25 protein-coding genes are annotated in these 23150 nt (G+C 40.8%); 8 read left to right on the top strand and 17 right to left on the bottom strand.

Going from position 1 to position 23150, the window contains the following annotated elements:
• Positions 1-306: 306 nt before the first annotated feature.
• Positions 307-1218, top strand: coding sequence for a COX15/CtaA family protein (locus ACRPI0_RS03280; protein ID WP_432354847.1), 912 nt, complete (start codon positions 307-309; stop codon positions 1216-1218).
• A 178-nt stretch (positions 1219-1396) separates the two neighbouring features.
• Here ACRPI0_RS03280 and pyc read toward each other — a convergent pair whose 3' ends face one another.
• From pyc to ACRPI0_RS03265, 3 genes are read right to left on the bottom strand one after another with little or no spacing between them, the layout of a single operon-like run.
• A complete protein-coding gene (gene pyc, locus ACRPI0_RS03275) occupies positions 1397-4834 on the bottom strand; it encodes a pyruvate carboxylase (RefSeq protein ID WP_432354846.1) in 3438 nt (1145 codons plus the stop codon).
• A 23-nt stretch (positions 4835-4857) separates the two neighbouring features.
• On the bottom strand, positions 4858-6021 hold the full coding sequence (locus ACRPI0_RS03270) for an FtsW/RodA/SpoVE family cell cycle protein (RefSeq protein ID WP_432354845.1): 1164 nt from the start codon (positions 6019-6021) through the stop codon (positions 4858-4860).
• Between the two features lie 59 nt (positions 6022-6080).
• Positions 6081-6362, bottom strand: a complete 282-nt coding sequence (locus ACRPI0_RS03265) for a DUF1507 family protein (protein WP_432354844.1) — start codon at positions 6360-6362, stop codon at positions 6081-6083.
• 180 nt (positions 6363-6542) lie between these two features.
• On the opposite strand from ACRPI0_RS03265, the gene ACRPI0_RS03260 reads away from it, so the two are divergent.
• Together ACRPI0_RS03260 and ACRPI0_RS03255 are read left to right on the top strand one after the other, a co-directional pair.
• Positions 6543-7040 (top strand): peptidyl-prolyl cis-trans isomerase, encoded by a 498-nt coding sequence (locus ACRPI0_RS03260; protein ID WP_432354843.1) that lies wholly within the window; start codon positions 6543-6545, stop codon positions 7038-7040.
• Positions 7041-7054: 14 nt separating this feature from the next.
• A complete protein-coding gene (locus tag ACRPI0_RS03255) occupies positions 7055-7258 on the top strand; it encodes a YlaI family protein (protein ID WP_432354842.1) in 204 nt (67 codons plus the stop codon).
• Between the two features lie 15 nt (positions 7259-7273).
• Here the strand turns inward: ACRPI0_RS03255 and ACRPI0_RS03250 are convergent, their stop codons facing one another.
• Together ACRPI0_RS03250 and typA are read right to left on the bottom strand one after the other, a co-directional pair.
• Positions 7274-7606 (bottom strand): YlaH-like family protein, encoded by a 333-nt coding sequence (locus ACRPI0_RS03250; protein ID WP_432354841.1) that lies wholly within the window; start codon positions 7604-7606, stop codon positions 7274-7276.
• A gap of 24 nt (positions 7607-7630) precedes the next feature.
• Positions 7631-9463: a translational GTPase TypA gene (gene typA / locus ACRPI0_RS03245; RefSeq protein ID WP_432354840.1), complete on the bottom strand. Its 1833-nt coding sequence runs from the start codon at positions 9461-9463 to the stop codon at positions 7631-7633.
• 101 nt (positions 9464-9564) lie between these two features.
• Here typA and ACRPI0_RS03240 point away from each other — a divergent pair, with 101 nt between their 5' ends.
• Positions 9565-9750 (top strand): YlaF family protein, encoded by a 186-nt coding sequence (locus ACRPI0_RS03240; RefSeq protein ID WP_323692786.1) that lies wholly within the window; start codon positions 9565-9567, stop codon positions 9748-9750.
• Positions 9751-9788: 38 nt separating this feature from the next.
• Here ACRPI0_RS03240 and ACRPI0_RS03235 read toward each other — a convergent pair whose 3' ends face one another.
• Both ACRPI0_RS03235 and ACRPI0_RS03230 read right to left on the bottom strand, forming a co-directional pair.
• Positions 9789-10583: an inositol monophosphatase family protein gene (locus tag ACRPI0_RS03235; protein ID WP_432354839.1), complete on the bottom strand. Its 795-nt coding sequence runs from the start codon at positions 10581-10583 to the stop codon at positions 9789-9791.
• Positions 10584-10719: 136 nt separating this feature from the next.
• A complete protein-coding gene (locus ACRPI0_RS03230) occupies positions 10720-10914 on the bottom strand; it encodes a hypothetical protein (protein WP_432354838.1) in 195 nt (64 codons plus the stop codon).
• A gap of 156 nt (positions 10915-11070) precedes the next feature.
• Between ACRPI0_RS03230 and ACRPI0_RS03225 the strand changes: the two genes are divergently transcribed.
• Positions 11071-11694, top strand: a complete 624-nt coding sequence (locus ACRPI0_RS03225) for a YktB family protein (protein ID WP_432354836.1) — start codon at positions 11071-11073, stop codon at positions 11692-11694.
• Positions 11695-11756: 62 nt separating this feature from the next.
• Here the strand turns inward: ACRPI0_RS03225 and ACRPI0_RS03220 are convergent, their stop codons facing one another.
• The 6 genes from ACRPI0_RS03220 to ACRPI0_RS03195 form a co-directional block, all read right to left on the bottom strand.
• Positions 11757-12026 carry a UPF0223 family protein gene (locus ACRPI0_RS03220; protein WP_432354835.1) on the bottom strand — a complete coding sequence of 90 codons (270 nt, stop codon included), beginning with the start codon at positions 12024-12026 and terminating at the stop codon, positions 11757-11759.
• A gap of 78 nt (positions 12027-12104) precedes the next feature.
• The gene (gene lpdA, locus ACRPI0_RS03215) at positions 12105-13517 is read right to left on the bottom strand and encodes a dihydrolipoyl dehydrogenase (protein ID WP_432354834.1); all 1413 of its coding nucleotides are present in this window, start codon (positions 13515-13517) and stop codon (positions 12105-12107) included.
• 3 nt (positions 13518-13520) lie between these two features.
• Complete coding sequence (locus tag ACRPI0_RS03210) at positions 13521-14921, bottom strand: dihydrolipoamide acetyltransferase family protein (RefSeq protein ID WP_432355874.1); 1401 nt, start codon at positions 14919-14921, stop codon at positions 13521-13523.
• Between the two features lie 35 nt (positions 14922-14956).
• Entirely contained in the window at positions 14957-15934 is a 978-nt protein-coding gene (locus ACRPI0_RS03205) for an alpha-ketoacid dehydrogenase subunit beta (RefSeq protein ID WP_432354833.1), read from the bottom strand.
• Positions 15935-15937: 3 nt separating this feature from the next.
• Positions 15938-17053, bottom strand: a complete 1116-nt coding sequence (gene pdhA, locus ACRPI0_RS03200) for a pyruvate dehydrogenase (acetyl-transferring) E1 component subunit alpha (RefSeq protein ID WP_432354832.1) — start codon at positions 17051-17053, stop codon at positions 15938-15940.
• A gap of 216 nt (positions 17054-17269) precedes the next feature.
• A complete protein-coding gene (locus ACRPI0_RS03195) occupies positions 17270-17905 on the bottom strand; it encodes a YkyA family protein (RefSeq protein WP_432354831.1) in 636 nt (211 codons plus the stop codon).
• Positions 17906-18012: 107 nt separating this feature from the next.
• Here ACRPI0_RS03195 and def point away from each other — a divergent pair, with 107 nt between their 5' ends.
• From def to rnjA, 3 genes are all read left to right on the top strand, one after another.
• Positions 18013-18567 (top strand): peptide deformylase, encoded by a 555-nt coding sequence (def, locus tag ACRPI0_RS03190; RefSeq protein ID WP_432354830.1) that lies wholly within the window; start codon positions 18013-18015, stop codon positions 18565-18567.
• A gap of 250 nt (positions 18568-18817) precedes the next feature.
• Positions 18818-19027, top strand: coding sequence for a DNA-dependent RNA polymerase subunit epsilon (locus tag ACRPI0_RS03185; protein ID WP_432354829.1), 210 nt, complete (start codon positions 18818-18820; stop codon positions 19025-19027).
• 3 nt (positions 19028-19030) lie between these two features.
• Positions 19031-20698 (top strand): ribonuclease J1, encoded by a 1668-nt coding sequence (gene rnjA, locus ACRPI0_RS03180; protein ID WP_432354828.1) that lies wholly within the window; start codon positions 19031-19033, stop codon positions 20696-20698.
• A 44-nt stretch (positions 20699-20742) separates the two neighbouring features.
• On the opposite strand, the gene ACRPI0_RS03175 is transcribed toward rnjA, so the two are convergent.
• The 4 genes from ACRPI0_RS03175 to ACRPI0_RS03160 form a co-directional block, all read right to left on the bottom strand.
• Positions 20743-21402, bottom strand: coding sequence for a potassium channel family protein (locus ACRPI0_RS03175; protein WP_432354827.1), 660 nt, complete (start codon positions 21400-21402; stop codon positions 20743-20745).
• Positions 21403-21515: 113 nt separating this feature from the next.
• Positions 21516-21965, bottom strand: coding sequence for a TlpA family protein disulfide reductase (locus ACRPI0_RS03170; RefSeq protein ID WP_432354825.1), 450 nt, complete (start codon positions 21963-21965; stop codon positions 21516-21518).
• Between the two features lie 79 nt (positions 21966-22044).
• Entirely contained in the window at positions 22045-22587 is a 543-nt protein-coding gene (locus ACRPI0_RS03165; RefSeq protein ID WP_432354823.1) for a peroxiredoxin, read from the bottom strand.
• Positions 22588-22740: 153 nt separating this feature from the next.
• On the bottom strand, positions 22741-23070 hold the full coding sequence (locus ACRPI0_RS03160) for a hypothetical protein (protein WP_432354821.1): 330 nt from the start codon (positions 23068-23070) through the stop codon (positions 22741-22743).
• Positions 23071-23150 lie beyond the last annotated feature (80 nt).

Here is a 23150-nt window from a genome sequence, read left to right as displayed (position 1 = left end):
AAGCCGGTTAAAAATGACCGCTGTACTTAACTATATCGAAATTCCTTCACAATTTCTATACAAATTAGCAATTTGTATAGAATTGCACACTCTCTCATGGAATTATACAGTGCATACTCTATAGTAAATCATTACTCACTGCCATTTGTGAAGTTATCTGGTCTTTTTTATGAACATTTTGTGAAGAAAGGAACTTCTTGACGCGTTCTTCGTATATGCCATTGTGTTTTAAGCACCAATTCTCTATCATTAATAACTAGAGGCCTTTTTAACCGGTCGACATTTCATAAAAGAAGGTGTCTTTGTTTGAAACGATATAACTACTTGAAATGGTTTGCGGTAGCTGCAACAATCGGGATGCTGCTAATCATGCTTGGCGGTGCGCTCGTTACGAAAACAGACAGCGGGATGGGCTGCGGCAGACATTGGCCAGGCTGTAATGGACAACTAATTCCTGACGAGATCACCGCAGAAGTACTCATCGAGTTTTCTCATCGTCTCGTTACTGGTGCTGTCGGAATTCTAATAGTAATTTTAGCAGTATGGTCATGGAAAGCAATCGGACATGTTAGGGAAACCAAATTCCTATCAATTATGGCCGTGTTCTTCCTTATCTTGCAAGCGCTAATTGGAGCAGCACAAGTTAAATGGGGCCAAGGGGATTTCATCCTCGCACTGCATTTCGGAATCTCTTTAATATCATTCTCAGCAGTTTTACTTTTAACACTCCTGGTATTCGAAGTGGACAAAAAGTTTGATGCTGATAAAATCCAAGTTGGACGTAAGCTGAAGTTCCACACAATTGGCGTGACCGTATACTCGTATCTTGTGATCTACACAGGTGCACTTGTACGTCACACGGAATCCAGTCTTGCTTGCGCGGATTGGCCACTCTGTAGAAATGACCGTTTTGAACTCCCTTCCAATCTAAATGAATGGGTACAGATGGGACACAGGGCAGCTGCTGCATTAATTGTTGTCTGGCTAGTCTACATTGCAATTCACGTGCTCCGTAACTATCGTGGACAAAAAGTTTTAGTATGGGGCTGGTCGACTGCAATGATACTTGTACTAGCACAGGCTACGACAGGAATGCTCTCAGTCTTCACTAGATTGAACTTAACGATTGCATTGCTTCACTCGTTGTTCGTGACGTTACTCTTCGGCTTACTCACGTACATGATTCTTCTACTATCAAGAGTCCGCATCCGTAAATAAAGTAAAAGAACAGCCGCCCGGCATAAACCGAGCGGCTGTTCTTTTGTTTGTGTGGTGGGTTATGAGCGCTTTTCAGCTTTTATAATCACTTTCCATGGGTTATGAGCGCTTTCCAGCTTTTATGATCACTTCAATCATTCCAAGTGCTTCACACTTACTCTACCTCGAAAAAAGTCTCTTAATGCTCCAACTCTATTAACAAATCACCAGTTGATATTGCCTCACCCGGAGCCACATGAATCTCTTTGACTATACCGTCATATGGTGTTTGAATTGTCGTTTCCATCTTCATCGCTTCAGTGATTAATAAATGCTGTCCGCGTCGCACACGATCTCCTTTTGCAACAGCAAGCTGGAGCACAGTACCTGGCATCGTTGCAGCAATGTGAGCATCATTTCCTGGATCAGCCTTTTGCTTTTTCACCATATCAGTTTCAACACTAACATCTTGAATAATCACTTCACGAGGCTGACCATTCAACTCGAAGTAGACGACTCGTGTGCCATCGGCTTGTGGTTCTCCAATTGAAACAAGCTTGACAATGAGTGTCTTTCCTACTTCAATCTCTACCTCAATCTCTTCTCCGAGTCTCATACCGTATAGAAATTCAGGTGTTTGAATGACTGACAGATTGCCAAAGTCTTTATTCATCGCCATGTATTCTTCAAAGACTTTTGGATACAGAGCATATGCTAGTGCATCATGCATCGTTGCGGGTTTTTCAAGTTCTCCATTAAGCTTTTCAATAACCTGTGCAAAATCAACCGGTTCGAGCAACTCACCTGGTCGCACAGTTAAAGGCTTTCGACCTTTCAAGACAACTTGCTGAAGTTTCTCAGGGAATCCTCCATAAGGTTGGCCGATATATCCTTCGAAAAATTCAATAACTGATTCTGGGAAGTCTATGGAATCTCCTCTCGAAATCACAGCGTCTTCATCCAACTCATTCTGGACCATAAATAACGCCATATCTCCCACAACTTTGGACGAAGGAGTCACTTTTACAATATCTCCAAATAGCATATTGACACGAGAGAACATTTCTTTTACTTCTTTCCAACGGTTACCGAGTCCGACTCCTTTTGCTTGTTGCTGCAAGTTCGAGTATTGGCCACCTGGCATTTCATGAACATAAACTTCTGAATGCGGACTGATCATGCCACTTTCAAAGTGAGCATAATACTCCCGAACGTCTTCCCAGTAAAACGATAACTCTTCCAACGCTTTCACATCTGTACGCACACCACGCTTACCATACTGCAGTGCATAATAGAGCGAGTTAGCTGAAGGCTGAGAAGTAAGTCCAGACATCGCACCAAGCGCTGTATCAACAATGTCTACACCTGCTTCAATTGCACGTGTGTACATAGCGATTCCGTTTCCGCTCGTATCATGAGAATGTAAGTGAATCGGAATATCTACAGTTGCCTTTAACTCAGAAATAAGTTGATATGCAGCTTCGGGCTTTAGTAACCCCGCCATATCTTTCAAGGACAATATATGTGCCCCAGCGTTTTCAAGTTCCTTAGCCATCTCTTTATAATACGAAATCGTATACTTTGTACGCATCGGATCTAAAACATCCCCTGTGTAACAAAGTGCAGCTTCTGCAACTTTACCTTCTGAACGAACAGCATCAATCGCAACTTCCATCCCTTTGATCCAGTTCAAGCTATCAAATATTCGGAAGACATCGATCCCTGCATCAGCTGACTCTTTTACAAATTCCCGAATTACATTATCGGGATAGTTTTTATACCCGACGGCGTTTGCTCCTCTAAACAGCATCTGGAACAACACGTTTGGGATTTCTTTACGAAGCGATGCTAAACGCTCCCATGGATCTTCTTTTAAGAAGCGGTAAGAAACGTCAAATGTTGCTCCTCCCCACATTTCGAAAGAGAATAGATCAGGCATTAGACGAGCTGACTCTGCAGCGATGTTCGTCATATCAGCCGTACGAACACGCGTAGCCAATAATGACTGGTGGGCATCACGGAAAGTCGTATCCGTCAGCAGAACTTCTTCTTGCTCTTTGACCCATTTCGCTAAACCGTCAGGGCCTCTTTCATCCAAGATTTGCTTTGTGCCTTGTTTTGGTGGAAGTGACAAGTCAACTTCAGGTTTACGTGGAACAGCAAAAACCGGCTTAGACTGACGTCCGATTCCTGGGAATCCATTAACTGTAATTGTCCCAAGATAATTCAGTACTTTAGTTCCGCGGTCTTTTCTAACCGGGAAATCGAAAAGTTCAGGTGCCGCATCTATGAAACTAGTCGAATAATCACCAGTTAAAAAGCTCTCGTGACGGACAACATTCGCAAGGAAAGGAATATTGGTTTTAATACCTCGGATTCGGAACTCTTGTAAGTTTCTATCCATTTTCGAAGCAGCTTCCCTAAATGTCATTCCCCATGTTGATACTTTCACTAGTAAAGAATCATAGTATGGAGTAATCACAGCGCCTTGGAAACCATTCCCTGCATCTAAACGAACTCCAAATCCACCACCTGAGCGATAGACCGATAGCTTCCCTGTATCTGGCATGAAATCATTCAACGGGTCTTCTGTAGTCACACGAGCTTGGATTGCGTATCCGAATAACGGTATGTCTTCTTGAACAGGAACTGCAGCTTGTCCGGTATGAAGATTTTCCCCATCAGCAATAAAAATCTGTGTATGAACGATATCGATTCCTGTAACCATTTCTGAAATCGTGTGCTCAACCTGGATACGTGGATTCACTTCTATAAAATAAAACTCATCATTTGCGACTAAGAATTCAACGGTACCTGCATTTATGTAACTTACGTTTGCCATAAGTTTAACTGCAGAATCACAAATTGATTGTCTGAGTTCGTCAGATAACGAAATAGACGGTGCAATTTCCACAAGTTTTTGATGACGACGTTGAACAGAACAATCCCGCTCATACAAATGAACGATATTACCATGCGTGTCACCTAAAATCTGTACCTCAATATGTTTAGGTTCTCTAATTAGTTTCTCTACATATACCTCATCAGATCCAAATGCAGATTTTGCTTCGGATTTTGCGCGATTGTAGGCTTCTTGAACTTCATCGGCATGCTCGACAATTCGCATACCTCGTCCTCCACCACCAAGTGATGCTTTAATAATAATTGGGTAGCCATGTGATGTACCGAATGCCGCAACTTCTTCAATAGAGTTGACTGGACCATCTGTGCCCGGAATGACTGGAATACCTGCTTGTATCGCTTGTGAACGTGCTTTCACTTTGTCGCCAAACATCTCTAGATGACGAGAAGTCGGTCCAATAAAAATAATTCCTTCTTTTTCGAGTCGTGCAGCAAATTCTTCATTCTCTGCTAAGAAGCCATAGCCAGGATGGACTGCATTGGCACCTGATCGTTTAGCGATTTCAATAATCCCATCGATATCTAGATACGCATCGATTGGTTTCTTGCCTTCACCAATTAGATACGATTCATCTGCTTTATAGCGATGAAATGATCCACGGTCTTCTGCAGAATAAATTCCCACTGTTGGAATTTGAAGTTCTGTACATGCTCTGAAAATACGAATTGCAATTTCCCCACGGTTCGCAACCAGAATCTTTTTAATGGATTTCATTTCCACCTTAGGCACGCCCTTTTCTATTTGTTTTTCTCATATCTAGTGAACATTGAAACATTCATCAATATTCCTAAAGCTAAAGATAACAGAATAATCGAAGTTCCGCCATAACTAATAAAGGGTAAGGTGACCCCTGTTAGTGGAATTAAGCCTGTTAATCCACCCAAATTAACAAATGTTTGAATACCAATTAACGCTCCAATACCAGATGCAAGCATTCTTGCATGCGGGTCATGAGTCTTTAAGGCGATAGTAAATGCGCGAATTACTAAAAATCCTAATCCACCTATCACAAGAATCGTTCCAAAAACACCTAGTTCCTCAGAAATAATCGCCATAATGAAATCTGTATGTGGCTCAGGTAAGTACCCCATTTTCTGAACAGAGTTCCCGAGTCCTAGGCCAAATAAGCCTCCAGCACCGATTGCAATGTACCCATTTACAATCTGTAAGCCTGATCCTTGGATGTAAGCAAATGGATCTTTATAGGCTGTGAAGCGCCCCAGACGGCTTCCTGTCATCACAGAATCCCAAGAGAAGTATAAAAAGATTGCAACGAGTACTAAAATCCCCGCAACAAAGACACTTAACTTTCCGAACGTTTTAAGATTAATACCACTCGCAGCCATTACGCATAATGAAGTTGTGATAATGATAAAAGTTGCCCCGATATCAGTTTCTGACATTACAGAAGCAACAGCTATCCCCAAAATAGCAACAGGCGGCACAATCGCTGTATTGATGCTATTGATGGTTCCTGCCTGGTACTTATTTGCAAACACACCTGCAAAATAAATGATCATAACAATTTTAGCTAGTTCCGATGGTTGTAAACTACCTATAGGTAGCTGAATCCAACTCTGCGAACCTACTGCACCACCAAATCCAATTAAATGGACGAGAAACAGCAATCCGAGCATGACAGCAACAGAAATCACCATGAAGTACTTCTTACGGTATAATTTGTAAGGAAGAAAAGCTGTGAAAAAGAAGGCGAATATCGCGATGATAACGCTCGTTAGTTGCTGATTAAAAAAATAATCAGGCTCCCAACCATAACGGTTTACGGCCCACACCATGCTTGAACTGTAAACCATTACAAGTCCAAATAGTAAGAGCACTAAATATGTAAAAAATAATGGGAAATCAAAATGGCGAAACAGCCGCTTTGCGTAACTTTTCAAGAATATCCCTCGTATCTGTAAAGAAAAAACTCAAACTTTGGATAGTTTGAGTCTTTTGTTTATTTTTTTATGCTAAGTTCATGTAGGATGTTCATTTCTTTCTCTAACACTGAAAGAATGTTCTTTCCGCGCTCTCGCTCAATAAGACCAAGCTTTACAGCAAAGTCGATTTCACGAGACAGTCCATACATTTGTGTATCCAAAACTTCCTCATACAAAGGACATTGTGGCATCGTTAAATGGTCCATCTGCACTTTAATGAGCTGTGCAATTCGTTCTGCATCCGCCTGCAGCTGCAATATGGCTTTCTCCTGATAAGTTTCCTGTACTTCTATATCCATGAGGACGCCCCCCATTACTCTTATTTCAGCAAGCTGCTATAGACTAAATTGTAGCTTTATAAAGCTCAAAATGCAAGTTATTCTCGCGCAGGTCACTTGACTAATAGTCAGATGGCTTTCGATTCCGATACAAAACAGGTATACTAGAAACTAGAAACGAATGAACTAGGGGGATTTACTTTGGAAACAATTGTACCGATTAAAGGAAATGTGAAGCACACAATCACGTTGGATCCAACTGTCTGGATTTTTGACGACAGACGTCTTGATTTAGATACATACTTCATAACAGAAGTAGAAGAGTTCGATGAGATGGAAAATTACAAAGAAAGAATGGGTAAACATTGGTCGCGCGAGATCATGGAAGGCTCGACATTTCCTCCAACGCTAAAATCTGAAAAGAAATATGAAAAGCAAAAAATGCTAACAGGCACTTTCGGAATTATTTTTGAACCTTTCCTTAAAAATGCAATTCCAGCAGCTGATGCGACGACAATTATTTTTGAAACTGCTGATGGTGAGTATGACTTTCCTATTGAAGACGCAGCAAACTTGCTCTTCCAATTCAGTTTAGAAGGCAAGCCTTTAAAAGAAGATGGTCCGATTCATGTACTGCTAAAAGATGGCTCTACTCGAAATAACCCGATCCGCAATGTTTCGGCAATTCGGATCAGCTGAAAAGAGGTGCACCGATGCGTGTAAAATGTGTAATGTGTGATGAAATCGGAAAACTTAGTGATGAAGATCCACTCGCAAAGAAATTGCGCAATCGCCCAATTCATACCTATATGTGTCCCTCTTGCAGAGACCGCATCGGAGAATTAACCAGATTGCGCATTGAAACGGGAAACTTTGTATTCCGCAGAAGTTCCCATCCAGCAGAAAATGAATTTTAAAAAGATCCAGCCGCATTATGCGACTGGATCTTTTTGATGTTCATTTAATCTACGGACTCTGTAAATGATCAGAATTAGCGCGGCTACAATTAACCCTTCCACAATTGGAAGGAAAAATGCCAAGAACGTTAGCACAAGGCAGCCGATAAACAAAAACGTATATATTACAAGATTTTGCAATGGCTTTATTTTTCTAGCAAACCCTAGTTTATACACTAATGCCGCCAGTAAAAACACGAGGGCGAACAATACGTAGCCCGCAGAAGAAAAGTTCGGCATCGTTTCATATACAAACTTAGCGATGCCGGACATCTTTGTGGCTACGAGCTCTGAATCCCCTACCTTCATTCAACACATTCCTTTCTAACTTGCTTATTTACTCTTTTTCTGAGACTTTTCACGTTCGTTCTTATCAAGAATTTTCTTGCGAAGACGAATCGATTCAGGTGTTACTTCACAATACTCATCGTCACTCGCATATTGAAGAGCTTCTTCAAGTGTCATGATTTTAGGTTTTTTAGTTGTAACCGTTTGGTCTTTTGTTGCAGAACGAACGTTAGTTGCGTGTTTAATACGTGTTAGGTTGATTGTTATATCACTTTCACGTGTGTTTTCACCAACAACCATACCTGCGTAAATATCTGTACCAGCTTCAACAAACATGATTCCACGGTCTTCAAGTTGCATAACACTATAAGCTGTTACTTTACCGTTTTCCATAGAAACAAGAACACCATTGCGACGTCCGCCAACTTTTTCAGATGACATTGGCTTATACGAATCGAATGAGTGGTTGATGATACCGTAACCGCGTGTCAATGTTAAGAAGTCTGTAGAATATCCAATCAATCCACGAGCAGGTACAAGGAATGTCATTCGAACTTGTCCATTACCATTGTTGACCATATCAAGCATTTCGCCTTTACGCTCACCCATTGATTCAATAACAGATCCCGTATATTCTTCTGGAATGTCAATTTGAACATTTTCAACTGGCTCACAACGTTTGCCGTCGATTGTTTTAACGATAACTTCAGGCTTTGAAACTTGAAGTTCAAATCCTTCACGTCTCATGTTTTCAATCAATATTGACAAGTGAAGTTCTCCACGTCCAGAAACCATCCATGCATCAGGAGTTTCTGTTGGATCTACTCGTAAAGAAACGTCTGTTTGCAATTGCTGTTGAAGACGTTCGTCAATCTTTCTTGAAGTAACCCATTTACCTTCGCGACCAGCGAACGGACTGTTGTTCACTAGGAACTTCATTTGTAATGTAGGCTCATCGACATGTAACAGTGGCAACGCTTCTTGATTGTCGATTGGGCAAACTGTTTCACCGACATCAATATCGTCCATACCTGAAATAGCAATCAAATCACCAGCAAAAGCTTCTTGGATTTCGATACGCTTCAACCCTAAGAAACCATACATTTTTGTAACACGGAAGTTTTTAACGGCTCCGTCACGTTTCATAACACTAACTTGTTGTCCAACTTTCATAGATCCGCGGAATACACGTCCAATTCCGATACGTCCTACATAATCGCTGTAGTCGAGTAAAGAAACTTGGAACTGAAGACCATCTTCACGGTTATCAATTGGAGCTGGGATTTTTTCAATAATTGCTTCGTATAATACTTTAAGTGTATCTTCTTGGTCAGCTGGATCTGGTGAAAGACTAGCTGTACCATTGAATCCTGAAGCGAATACAACTGGGAATTCAAGCTGCTCATCGTTTGCATCCAATTCGATGAAGAGTTCAAGTACTTCATCAACTACTTCTTCAGGACGTGCAAATTCGCGGTCGATTTTGTTTACAACTACGATTGGCTTCAAATTAATTTCAAGAGCTTTTTTCAATACGAAACGTGTTTGTGGCATACATCCTTCAAATGCATCAACAACTAAAACTACGCCGTCAACCATTTTAAGAATACGTTCTACTTCTCCGCCGAAGTCAGCGTGTCCTGGTGTGTCCAAGATATTAATTTTAGTATCTTCATATTCAATCGCAGTATTTTTCGCAAGGATTGTAATTCCACGCTCACGCTCGATCTCATTTGAGTCCATTGCGCGTTCTTCAACTTGCTCATTTGAACGGAAAATACCGGATTGCTTCAATAATTGGTCGACTAATGTTGTTTTACCATGGTCAACGTGGGCAATAATAGCTATATTTCTAAGATCATTTCGTGTGTTTGTCATTATTTCACTCCATCTGTCTTTATTCAGTTGATTAACTGTGTTATTATAGCACAAGATACTTAGAGAAAAAAAGAATTACTTTATCAGGAGGCGTATTTTTTTTGAAAAATGTCAAATGGGTGTTCGTCCTCTACGCATTGGGAGCCGTTCTGTCAATGTTTATGATTGGAATTGCAGTCGGCGTAAAAAGTTTTTTATTAGCGATTGCAGCCATTGTTTCTCTTATACTAATCATGGGCAATGGGTTCAAAACAAAAAAGAAGCTACGTGAACAAGGCTTACTTTAATAGATGAGTGAAGATCATTAGGGATAACTTAATGGCCTTCACTTTTTTAAATGGATGTATTTCTCAAGTAATATAGGGTGAATACTCGAGTTCGCAACGATGAAAGTTTCTTGGCGAAGCAGTCCAAGCGACTCTCCACGTAGTGTAGACGACACGGCTCCCACTTCTTTCGCGATAATTATTCCACCTGCAACGTCCCAAGGAGACAACCTCATGGACACGTAGGCATCGACTCTTCCTGTAGCAACATGCATTAGTTCAAGTGCTGCTGAACCATAGGAACGTGTCCCTCTACAGGTTTTCACAAGTTCAATCATTGGCTCGTGTTCGACATGCCGATTCGGTGCCACCCAAGTTGCATTCACGCCAATAATTGCTTGCTCAATGTTCGTGTCATTTAAGTCTGAGAGGCGAACATCATTTAGGTGCGCTCCTTCGTCTTTCAACGCAACGTATAGATCGTCCGCCATAACATCGTACACATAACCAAGCATCCCGACACCGTCTTTATAGATGCCTAACGAAATGGCGAAATTCCGCTTTTGATGAACAAAGTTCATGGTACCGTCAATTGGATCTAAGAACCAAATGATTCCCTCTAACGAATCAATTGTGTCTCCAAATCCTTCCTCACCCATAATTCGATGTTGGGGGAAATCTCTTCGAATTCGCGTGATGAAAAACTGTTCAATTTCCTTGTCAATGTTTGTTACAAGATCATTGACTGATGATTTTGAGCTAATTTCTATCTCTGTGAAGAATGAGTTTTTTATTTTTTGGCCTGCTTCTTTGATTAATGATTTCGCATAACGGTCAATGGCTCCCCAATTCATCTCAAATCCCTCCATTTCATCTCCACTAAGTATAGCATAGCTCTAAGGTGTCAAAACAAAAAAGGCTCCTGTCCATGATCTCTTAAAAGAGAACAATGTCCAATCGCCTTACTAACACTCGCGTATATTTAATCCATTAAAAACCATTCAACTTCTCCAATTCGCTATGGATTTCGGACAACCTCTTTTTGCTTTTTCCAATTTGTTTAGAATCCTCTTGTTCCAAAGCATCATGTAGAGTTGCTAATTCATAATCCAATTCCAAATTCAAGACTTTAAGAAATTCCTTTTCAACATCAGCTTTACGAATAACATGAACGACTTGTTTCATCGAAAACACCCCTTTTTTTTGAAAGTATGTGCAATTTCCTGTTACCATAAGATATGCGGGAATCAGTTGGACAGCTAGATAATTCGTCCTCTTGTCTTCAATTATTCCCCAAAGTACTCACCGATAAACGTAGATAAAAGAGAGAAGGATTGGAAATTGACTAAAACATTTTGGACAGACAATGATTTTTCTGTTTTTGAAGTGGATGGATTAGATGCACGAATGACTGCTTTACAAGAACGGATTCAACCAAAGTTCTCACAACTAGGTAACCTTTTTACTCCATTACTCTCTGCGCATGGAAAAGGTGAATTTTATCCCCATGTAGCAAAGCATGCGAGACGAACAGTAAATCCACCATCAGATAGCTGGATTGCGTTCGCTCCTGCTAAACGAGGATATAAAGCGCTCCCTCACTTTCAGATTGGCCTTTGGGGTACACATTTATTCATCGTACTTGCTGTAATTTATGAAAATCCCGATAAAAAAGGAATTTCCGAGCGCTTACAAAACAACTTGTCTGTATTGACATCCCTTCCAGAAGACTTCGTTGTCTCAGGAGATCACATGAAACCCGGAGCACAACCAATTCAAAAAATTGGTGATGACGGCATCACACCATTGCTAGAACGTCTCCACGACGTAAAGAAAGCTGAATTTTTAGTAGGTCGACACCTCAATCGCAATCAAGCCTCAGAGCTGTCTGAAAAAGATTTTTTATGGTTCGCAGAAGAAACTTTTGAAAAGCTTTTGCCTGTATACGATTGTGTTATCGGCTAAAAGTATTACTAAGTAAAAAATCCAGTAACTCGCAAGTTCTGCGGATTACTGGATTTTTGTTTTCACATTTTAATTAGATCTCCACTCATACTTTCTTTTGCTCTCTTGACAACTTTATAACACTCATAACCGCTGGCTTCTTTGAATTCTTTAAACAACGTTTTTTCTTCAGCCATCGAAGGGACAACCTTTTTAAAGACATTATACGCATTTAGCAGTTGGTCGCGACCAACTCCTTTTTCAATCGCTTTTTCTACACATGTGAAAAATTCTGTTACAATCATAATTTCTTCTGTAGACCAATCCGCACGTAATGGGTAACTGTATTCCATTTTTCTCCTCCTATCGATCCAACCTATACACATAGGAAAAATCCTACCCGACAAGTGCCGAATAGGATTTCTTACTTCTTATTTAGAAAGAATATGAATCGGTTTACCAAGCGCAACTTCAGCAGCTTCCATTGAGATTTCTCCCAATGTTGGATGCGCATGAATTGTCATTGAAATATCTTCTAACGTCATACCGCTCTCAATAGCTACTGCCATTTCAGCGATTAAGTCCGAAGCATTTTCACCGGCAATTTGAGCACCAAGTAATAATCCATCTTCTTTACGAGCAACGAGCTTCACAAAGCCTTCTGGAGCGTTCAAAGCAAGTGCGCGACCATTTGCTCCGAATGGGAATTTACCCATCGAAACTTCATAGCCCTCATCCTTAGCTTGCTTTTCATTTAGTCCTACAGTCGCAAGTTCTGGATCTGTGAAGCATACTGCAGGGATTGCCAAGTAATCGACTTCAGATTTCTCTCCAGCGATTGCTTCTGCAGCAATCTTACCTTCGTAAGAAGCTTTATGGGCCAATTGCAAGCCAGGAACAATATCCCCGATTGCATAGATATTGTCGATGCTTGTACGACATTGTTTATCGACACTGATAAGTCCGCGCTCTTCAAATTTCAAACCGAGCTCTTCAAGACCCATTTCGTCTGTATTCGGACGACGTCCAACAGTTACAAGAACGTAATCAGCTTCAACGGTTTTTTCTTCACCTTTAACTTCATACGTAACTTTAACGCCTGACTCAGTTTCTTCAGCGCCTTTTGCAGTTGCTTTTACGACAACCTCAACGCCTTTTTTCTTCAAGCCTTTTTTAACAAGCTGCGTCATCTGTTTCTCGAAGCCTGTAAGAATATCATCTGCACCTTCAATAATTGTAACTTCAGAACCTAAGTTTGCATATGCAGAACCTAGCTCAGTACCGATATATCCTCCACCAATTACAACCAATTTTTTAGGCAACTCTTGTAAAGCTAAAGCACCCGTTGAATTGATTACACGCTTAGAGAATTTAAAATTAGGAATCTCAACTGGACGTGCTCCAGTCGCAAGAATTACATTTTTAAATTTATACGTTTGTGCAGACGTTTCATCCATCACACGCGCAGTGTTCGCATCGACGAAGTAAGCTTCGCCTTTAACGATATCAACTTTATTCCCTTTAAGGAGTCCTTCAACACCGCCAGTAAGCTTATTCACAACGCTATCTTTAAAAGCCATCGCTTTAGAAAAATCGAGTTTAACGTCTGATGCAGTAATTCCCATATCATCAGCATTTTGAGCTTGGACAAAACGATGCCCTACAGAAATCATAGCTTTCGAAGGGATACAGCCTACGTTCAGACAAACCCCACCGATCATATTTTTTTCTACAATAGTTACTTTTTGTCCTAGTTGTGCAGCTCGGATTGCAGCTACATATCCTCCAGGACCTGAACCGACTACGAGCGTATCTGTTTCAATTGGAAAATCTCCTACTACCATCTTTTACGCCTCCATTAATAAAAGTTCTGGATTTCCTAGCAAGTGTTTAAGGTGGTTCAACGCTTGTTGACCCGTTGCTCCATCGATTACTCGATGATCAAACACTAAGGATAATGCTAACATAGGTGCAGCCACGATTTCACCATTTTTTACTACCGGCTTTTCGGAAATACGTCCGATCCCTAGAATCGCAACTTCCGGATGATTGATAATCGGTGTAAACCACTGTCCACCTGCTGAACCGATGTTTGTGATAGAGCATGAAGCTCCCTTCATTTCAGAAGCAGATAGTTTACCGTCTCGCGCTTTAGCGCCAAGATCAGAAATTTCTTTAGAAATCGCAAACATTGATTTACGATCGGCATGCTTGATTACAGGTACTAGAAGACCGCGATCTGTATCTGCAGCAATCCCGATATTGTAATAATGTTTCTGAATTAACTCTTCTGTTGCATCATCAAGTGATGTGTTCAGTTCCGGGAATTTACGCAATGTTGAAACGAGCGCCTTCACTACATATGGCAAGTATGTCAATTTAACATCTTGTTCGGCAGCGATTTCCTTAAACTTCTTACGGTGTGCAACCAATTCTGTTACATCTACCTCATCAAGCAATGTCACGTGTGGAGCTGTACGCTTAGAGTTCACCATTGCCTTAGCGATCATTTTACGAATATTGGAAAGCTTTTCACGCGTCTCTGGGAAGTCTCCTTCAGGAAGTGCAGCTGCTGCTGGTTGAGTAGTTTGCGTTTCCTGCTGTTGTTGAACTTCTTGAGTACCTGTAGAAACAGGCTCGTCCTGAGCTTCAGGCTGAGTAGCTTTGCTACCACCTGATTTGAATGACTCAATGTCTTCTTTCATGACACGACCATTTTTACCAGAACCTGCAACCTGATGGATATCTACACCTTCTTCACGTGCAAATTTACGAACTGACGGCATCGCAATTACACGGCCATTCGGATCTACGTCTTTTTTCGTCGATTCACTTTGTGACTTTGGCGTTATATCTTCATCGGAATCCGCTTGCTCTTTAGGTGCGTCATTTTTATCAAGAGACTGGCCTTGTTCAGCAGTAGCTTGAACTTGGGAATCAGTTTCAGATGGAGCGTCATGCTTTTCTTCAGCAGGTGCTTCTTCTTCCTCTTCAGCCTCATCTTCATGGTCAGGAGAATCGATTCGAATTAGTTTATCTCCGACGACCGCAACTGTTCCTTCTTGAACTAGTATTTTTTCGATAGTTCCTGATACGGGTGAAGGAATTTCTACGACAGATTTGTCATTTTGTACTTCAAGAAGCGTATCGTCTTCGTTAATGGTATCGCCTTCAGCGACGAACCACTTTACAATTTCACCTTCATGAATTCCTTCTCCTATATCTGGTAAACGGAAGTGATATGCCACGTGATCCACCCTCTCCTCAGTCATCTGACTGGCTATTAAAATTCAAGTACTTTTTTCGCAGTTTTAACAATGTCTTCTGCTTTTGGAAGCCATGTGTTTTCTCCTTGTGCAAACGGATAGATTGTATCAGGTGCTGTCACACGAAGAACTGGTGCCTCTAGACTCAAGACTGCACGCTCCATAATTTCAGAGACTACATTAGCAGCAATTCCAGCTTGACGTTGTGCTTCTTGTACAACGATCGCACGGTTTGTTTTTTCAACAGATGCAATGATTGTGTCCACATCTAGCGGCTGGATTGTACGCAAGTCAATTACTTCAACTGATTTTCCGTCCTTCTCAAGCAATTCGGCTGCTTTCAAGCTTTCTTGAACCATCGCACCATAAGTAATAATCGTTAAGTCCGTTCCTTCACGCTTCACATCTGCTTTTCCTAGTGGAATTGTGTATTCCTCTTCAGGAACTTCTTGACGGAACGAACGATATAATTTCATATGTTCCAAGAAAATAACTGGATTATCGTCTTTAATCGCAGAAATTAAAAGTCCTTTCGCATCATATGGAGTTGATGGAATAACAACTTTCAATCCAGGCTGTGCAGCGACAAGACCTTCAAGGCTGTCGGCGTGCATTTCAGGTGTTGCAACGCCCCCACCGAATGGTGAGCGAATCGTAATTGGCGCATTCAATTTACCCGCACTACGGAATCTCATGCGAGCGGCTTGCCCACTAACAGAGTCCATCACTTCGAATAAGAAGCCGAAGAATTGTAATTCCATTACAGGTCTGTACCCTGTTAAAGAAAGTCCGATTGCCAATCCACCGATACCCGATTCCGCTAGTGGTGTGTCAAATACTCGTTCTTCCCCGAATTCTTTTTGAAGACCTTCAGTTGCTCGGAAAACGCCGCCGTTTTTACCGACGTCTTCACCAAATACGAGCACGTTTTCATCATTTTTCAATTCCGTGCGCATTGCATCGGTAATTGCTTGGATCATCGTCATTTGTGCCATCGGTTATTTCGACTCCTTTTCCTTATAGATATCAAACTGTTCTTGAACGTTGTAAGGCATATCGCCTGAATACATGATGCTTAGGAAATCGGTCACTTTTTGTTTCGGTGCCTGATCTGCCTTCTTGATTGCATCCTTGATTTCTTGTTTAGCACGATCAATCACTTCAGTTTCTTTCTCTTCATTCCAGATTTTCTTACCTTCTAGATACGTGCGGAATCGAACGATTGGATCGCGTTTTTCCCACTCGCTATCAATATCAGAAGTCCGGTAACGTGTTGGGTCATCCCCTGCCATTGTATGAGGTCCATAGCGATAACACATAGTTTCGATAAGAGTTGGTCCATCACCTCTTACAGCACGCTCACGTGCATCCTTTGTCGCAACGTACACAGCAAGCGGATCCATGCCATCAACAAGAACACTAGGAACGCCTGCTGCAATACCTTTTTGAGCGAGTGTTTTCGCTGCCGTTTGAACTTCACGTGGTGTAGAAATTGCAAATTGGTTATTTTGCACAACGAAAATAGCTGGTGAACGGAATGCACCTGCGAAGTTCAATCCTTCGTAGAAATCACCTTGTGACGTACCGCCATCTCCCGTATAAGTCATGACAACTGATTTTGTACCTCGCTTTTGGAAACCGAGCGCAACACCAGCAGCTTGGACATATTGGGCACCAATAATGATTTGTGGTGGGAAGATATTTAGTCCTTCTGGAATTTCACTTCCCAAGAAGTGACCGCGTGACCATAAAAATGCCATATGTAAAGGCAAGCCATGGAAAATAAGCTGTGGTACATCACGATAGCCTGGTAAGATGAAATCATCTTTTTCCATAGCGAAATGTGATGCTAATTGTGACGCCTCTTGTCCAGCAGTAGGTGCGTAAAAACCAAGACGTCCTTGACGATTTAATGCGATTGAACGTTGATCAAGGATTCGCGTGTATACCATACGCTCCATTAATTCAGTTAACTCTTCATCAGACATTTTCGGATCTGATTCTTCATTAACAATCTTTCCATCCTCATTCAGAATCTGAAACATTTCAAATTTATCTTCAATCTCATGCAATACGCCCGTCGGGTCGAACTGCGTGTTCTTTTGTGCAGCCATTTCAGCAACTCTCCTTTTCTTAACTGTATTAGGTAAATCGCGATATTCTATTGATACAATCCAACTTCAACACTTAGTATACTTAAACGGAAACAAACGGTCAATCCATGAAGCATATAGACGTAAGACATTTATAGAAAGACATATATGAATCATTCAACTGTATTAGTACAACTTATAAACTGTATTATAATAGATATTATTGAAATCTATTTACTAGGACTCCACTTGCTGTGTATCTTTTAATGCATCATTCACTTCATTTGTAGATTGGTTAAACACTTGGATTGCATCTTCTACTTTTACACGTTGTTTATTGACTGCCCGAGTCGCCTCTTCTAATTGTACCCTTTTCACATTTTCCTCAATCAGCATTTCATACAAGATACCTTGATGCTTCGTTAACTCAGAATACAAATCAATCACTTCCTGATGTAGCTCATATCTTTTCACAAGAGCCTCTTGTAACTTCGCAACAGCACGAGTTCCTTCATCGCTGGATGCTGGTGGGAGCGTAAGAAGTTGTTTAGCTAACTCTTCTGCCTCGTGCACTGCTTCTTGTTCTTGCACTAAAATTTGATTTCTTTTTTCTACAGATTCTTCTAATCTTAAAACGACACTTTTAATTAGTTCGCGATTTTCATTACTTAGCTCTACAGTTTTTTTAAATAGCAGCTGTTCTTTCTTTTCTAAACTCGCAAGCTGACTTTCGTAGTCATCAACTTTTATTTCATACTCTTGAATGTCATTTAAAACAGTATCTAATTCTCGTTGCATCTGTTCTTTCTCTTCTGTACAACCACCCGTTATAAGTAACAAACTCATAGAAATCGCTAACAAATACTTCCGCATTAGATTCCCCCTCATTAAATTTAATCTATTCAGCAGTAAATCCTTTCACCCGTTTCCTACTTCCATTATACTAAGTACATGCACTAAAACGAAAAGGAGACACCATCATGATTTTAATGGACGATATTATACGAGAAGGCCATCCTTCACTGCGCGAACGCTCTGAGGATGTAAAATTCCCTTTATCCGCAGAAGACAAACAATTAGCACTAGACTTGTACGAATATGTTGTGAATAGTCAAGACGATGTACTCGCAGAAAAATTCGAATTACGTGCAGGCATTGGATTAGCAGCTCCTCAAGTCAATCAACCGAAGCGAATGTTTGCACTTTATATTGAACAAGAAGATGAAAAAGATTTAAGTATGATTGCCATCAACCCTAAAATAGTTAGTCACTCAGTAGAGCAAACTTATTTATCAACGGGTGAAGGCTGCTTATCTGTAGACCGTGAAGTAGAAGGATATGTCCCTCGCTACGCCCGGATTACAGTTAAAGCATTTGATAGTGAAGGAAAAGAATTTAAGAAACGGTTGAAAGGACTTCCTGCGATCGCGTTTCAACATGAACTTGACCATCTTAACGGCGTCATGTTTTACGACCATATCGATCCTCAAGATCCATACAAGATGATTTCAGGTGCATTCCCTTACGAAAGTTAATTATTCTAACTTGACAGAAAGTTATAAATGTGATAAACTTCTCTAACAAGGAGTGATATAGCCATGTATAAGCGCCTGAAACGAAAATTGTTGAAACGGCTGAATGGCATCCTCGGCAGAAAGTCTATTGCATAACGTTGACACGCCCACCCTTCATAAGGTGGGCTTTTCTTTATTTTCACTGAATGACGTGTTACTATTAAAAGTATCAGTCCAAAATCGAACGTTTAAGAAAAAAGGAGAGCAAACCATGATCTTTAAAGTTTATTACCAAGAAAGCAAAACTCAAGTACCAGTCCGCGAAAATACACAATCGTTGTATCTTGAAGCAGAATCTCAACGTGATGTACGTAAAAAGTTATTAAACCGCGATTACAACATTGAAATGATCCAGCAACTCGAAGGGGAGCACCTTGAATATGAGCAAGCTTCTGAACACTTCGTGCTTGAGCAGGTGTAATGAATGAAGTCTATTAAAAATAATGAGACTGCCGTTTTCGCTTTAGGCGGACTAGGTGAAATCGGTAAGAACACGTATGCCGTTCAATTCCAAGATGAAATCATCATAATTGACGCGGGTATTAAATTTCCAGAAGACGATTTACTCGGAATAGACTATGTTATTCCTGATTACACATACTTGAAAAGAAATGCCGATAAAATTAAAGGCTTATTTATAACACACGGCCACGAAGATCACATCGGTGGAATACCTTACTTATTACGTCAAGTGAATATGCCTGTATATGGCGGAAAATTAGCACTTGGCCTATTGCGCAACAAGCTTGAAGAACACGGTCTCGTGCGTTCTACAAAACTAATTGAATTCGGTGAAGAAGATGTTTTCAAATTCCGAAAAACATCTGTGTCATTTTTCCGTACAACACACAGTATTCCTGATGCATTTGGTGTCGTTATTAAAACACCTTCAGGAAATATTGTTCATACAGGAGATTTCAAGTTCGACTTTACTCCTGTCGGTGAACCAGCAAACTTAGCAAAAATGGCGAAAATCGGAAGCGAAGGTGTCCTTTGCCTTCTATCAGACAGTACAAATGCGGAAGTTCCGAACTTTACAATGTCTGAACGTAAAGTTGGAGACAGCTTGAATGAGATTTTCAGAAAAGTAGATGGACGTATTATTTTCGCGACATTCGCTTCTAACATTCACCGTCTTCAGCAAGTAATTGAAGCAGCGCAAATCCATGGACGTAAAGTTGCTGTGTTCGGTCGCAGTATGGATAATGCGATTAACATCGGACGCGAGCTCGGTTACATTGATGCACCGAAAGATCTTTTCGTAGATGCACAAAGCATCAATCGATTACCTGCAGGTGAAGTCATGATCCTCTGTACAGGTAGCCAAGGAGAGCCTATGGCTGCATTGTCTCGGATTGCAAATGGTACACACCGTCAAGTTCAAATTCAACCTGGTGATACAGTAATCTTCTCATCTTCACCGATTCCAGGTAATACGTTGAGCGTCAATAAGACGATTAATGCATTGTTCCGTGCCGGAGCTGAAGTAATTCACGGTGCATTGAACAACATTCATACATCAGGTCATGGTTCTCAAGAAGAGCAAAAACTGATGTTACGTTTAATTCAACCTAAATTCTTCATGCCTATTCATGGTGAATACCGCATGTTAAAAATGCACGAACAACTAGCTATCGCATGTGACGTTGAACCAGAAAATGTCTTCATCATGTCTAATGGAGACGTTCTTGCACTTACAGAAGATACTGCTCGACAAGCAGGTCGCGTTCCTTCAGGAGACATCTACATTGATGGTAGTGGTATAGGTGATATCGGTAACGTAGTGCTCCGTGATCGTAAAAACCTTTCTGAGGACGGACTCGTTATCGTCGTTGCAACTATTGACAAAAAACGAAACCGCGTTGTATCTGGTCCAGACTTGATTTCAAGAGGATTCGTATATATGCGTGAATCAGGTGCCATGATCAACGAAGCTCAGTATATGCTAACGCGTCAAATGCATCGCAAGCTATCTACTGGTCCTGCTGATATTGGTGTTCTGAAGAGCGATATGATCGATTCTCTCAGCTCGTACCTGTATGACAAAACAAAACGTAGACCTATGATTCTACCTGTAATTCTAGAAGTATAAAAAAACAGCCTATCCCGAGACTTTCATTCGGGACAGGCTGTTTTTTAATGCAATGCTTTCTTCTCAAATCGGTGAATATCTACGTCTGATCCTATAACAATTAAAACGTCATTCAGTTGAATTTCCTCAATAGCTTGTGGAGATACTAAAATATGATCTCCACGCTTGATCGCAACAATATTGACTCCAAACTTCGCCCGGATATCAAGATCAATTAACGTGGCACCTGCTAATTTTGTATTGGCACGGATTTCCACAATTGAATACTCATCTGATAGTTCTAAGTAATCCAGAATATCATTGGAAACCATACGATTTGCAATACGACGTCCCATGTCACGCTCAGGATGGATCACATGGTCTGCCCCAATTTTACGCAACACTTTTTCATGATAATCATTTTGTGCCTTCACTGTGATTGTCTGCACACCTAGTTCTTTTAAAATGAGCGTCGTTAAAATACTCGCTTGAATATTCTCCCCTATCGCAACAACAACATGTTCGAAATTGCGAATTCCGAGTGATCGTAAAGAAGATTCATCTGTCGTATCTGCTGCGACAGCTTGTGTTGCTATTTGAGCGAATTCGTCAACCCGCTCTTGAGACTTATCAATCGCCATTACAGAAGCATCCAATTCAATTAGTTCATTCACAATACTTCCACCAAAGCGACCTAGGCCGATGACGACAAATTCTTTTTTCATTATTAGATCTCTCCGATTCGCTTAAGAATGCGTTTAGTTTACCACAGCACTGCTAGTCACTCAAATATCAAGAAAACCCGACTGTCCAAGTAATGGATGTCGGGCTTAACCTATTATTTTTTCATTTCATCGAGTACACGGTTTACGCGCTTCTCAAGCATCTTCATACCGCTTCCACCAGCTTGGAAGTGACGAAGCTGACCGTCTTTATCGAATACGTAATACGCAGGAACGTATTGATTTTCGAAAGCGTCATTTAGTTTCAAATCACTATCAACGTAAATCGGTTGAGTAATATCATGTTCAGCAGCTACTGCTTTGATATTTTCCAAATCCACATCATCTTCAGATCGTGGCATGTGAACAGCAACGACGTTTAATTCGTTTTTGTACTTATCACGAAATGCATTGACGTCTGGCATAGCTTCTTTACACATATGACAGCTAACTGACCAGAAGTGGATGAGTGTAGGTTTTTCGCCTACTAGTTCTGATTTTGTAACCTCACCATTCAGCCATGCTGTTGCGCCAGTTAGTTCTGGCAATTGATCACGTAATTTCATGCGAAAGTTCCTCCTCTTGGATAAAAATCCCCGCAGCAATAGCTAAGCGGGGAATATAATTATTTATTCGTAGATGTGATTATAGAGTTTTTTGACCTGGACGCCAGTTTGCTGGGCAAAGTCCACCTGTTTGAAGAGCTTGAAGTACACGAAGGGTTTCGTCTACATCACGGCCAATGTTGTTGTGGAATACTGTTTGGTACTGCATTTCACCTTCAGGATTGACGATGAATAGACCACGCAAAGCAATTCCTTCTTCTTCAATCAATACACCGTAGTTGCGTGCTACTTCGTGGTTCGTATCAGCAGCTAATGGGTAGTTAAGCTCTCCAAGACCATTGTCTTTACGGTCTGTGTTGATCCAAGCTTTGTGTGTATGGATCGTGTCAGTAGACACACCGATTACTTCAGCATCAAGGTCTTCAAATTCGTCATAGCGATCAGACATTGCAGTAATCTCTGTCGGGCAAACAAATGTAAAGTCCATTGGATAGAAGAACAATACTGTCCACTTATCGTTTTTCATGTTTTCTTCGAGACTTACTTTACCGAATGACTTGTCCTTCATTACAGCTTCCATTTCAAATCTTGGAGCTTGTGTACCTACCATACGTTCTACCATTTAAGAATCCCTCCAATTATCTTATGAGCAGAATTCTCATCTGCTCAATTCTTCTATAGTTTATCAAACAGTCATCTAGATATCAATTAGAATGACTTAGATATAAGAATGATTATCGAAAAGCATGGCTTAATTGAGAAGATTGACTATTACTTATGAGTCCTCATTACCACGACACATTGAAGGTTTTGCTGGACGATCTCCGCAATAATCACACGCAGGATCTTCACAAGACACTTCTCTCCATCCATCGCAAGATGCACAGTAGACGGAGTCAAATTCCTCATTATATACAAGCGAACTCATGCACTCGATGCAATGGTTTGCCATTTCTTCCCACTCAATCATCTTTTTATGATGGTATAAAAATACTCGCGAACTTCCATCGGTTACAGGGAGGTTCTCATTACTGAAAGCGGACTTCATGAAGTTATTCCACTGCCTGTCTTCCGGGTCAAAATAAAAAAGCATTTTCTCGCCCAATTGAAGCCCTCCATTCTTTGGTCTAATTCTACTACGCTCCCCTTTATATTACAATGAAAGCCGGTTATCGTCATGCTTCT

The sequence above is a fragment of the Sporosarcina sp. A2 genome (assembly GCF_050858885.1).
GTDB lineage: Bacteria > Bacillota > Bacilli > Bacillales_A > Planococcaceae > Sporosarcina.
This window is presented reverse-complemented; position numbering and strand designations above follow the sequence as displayed.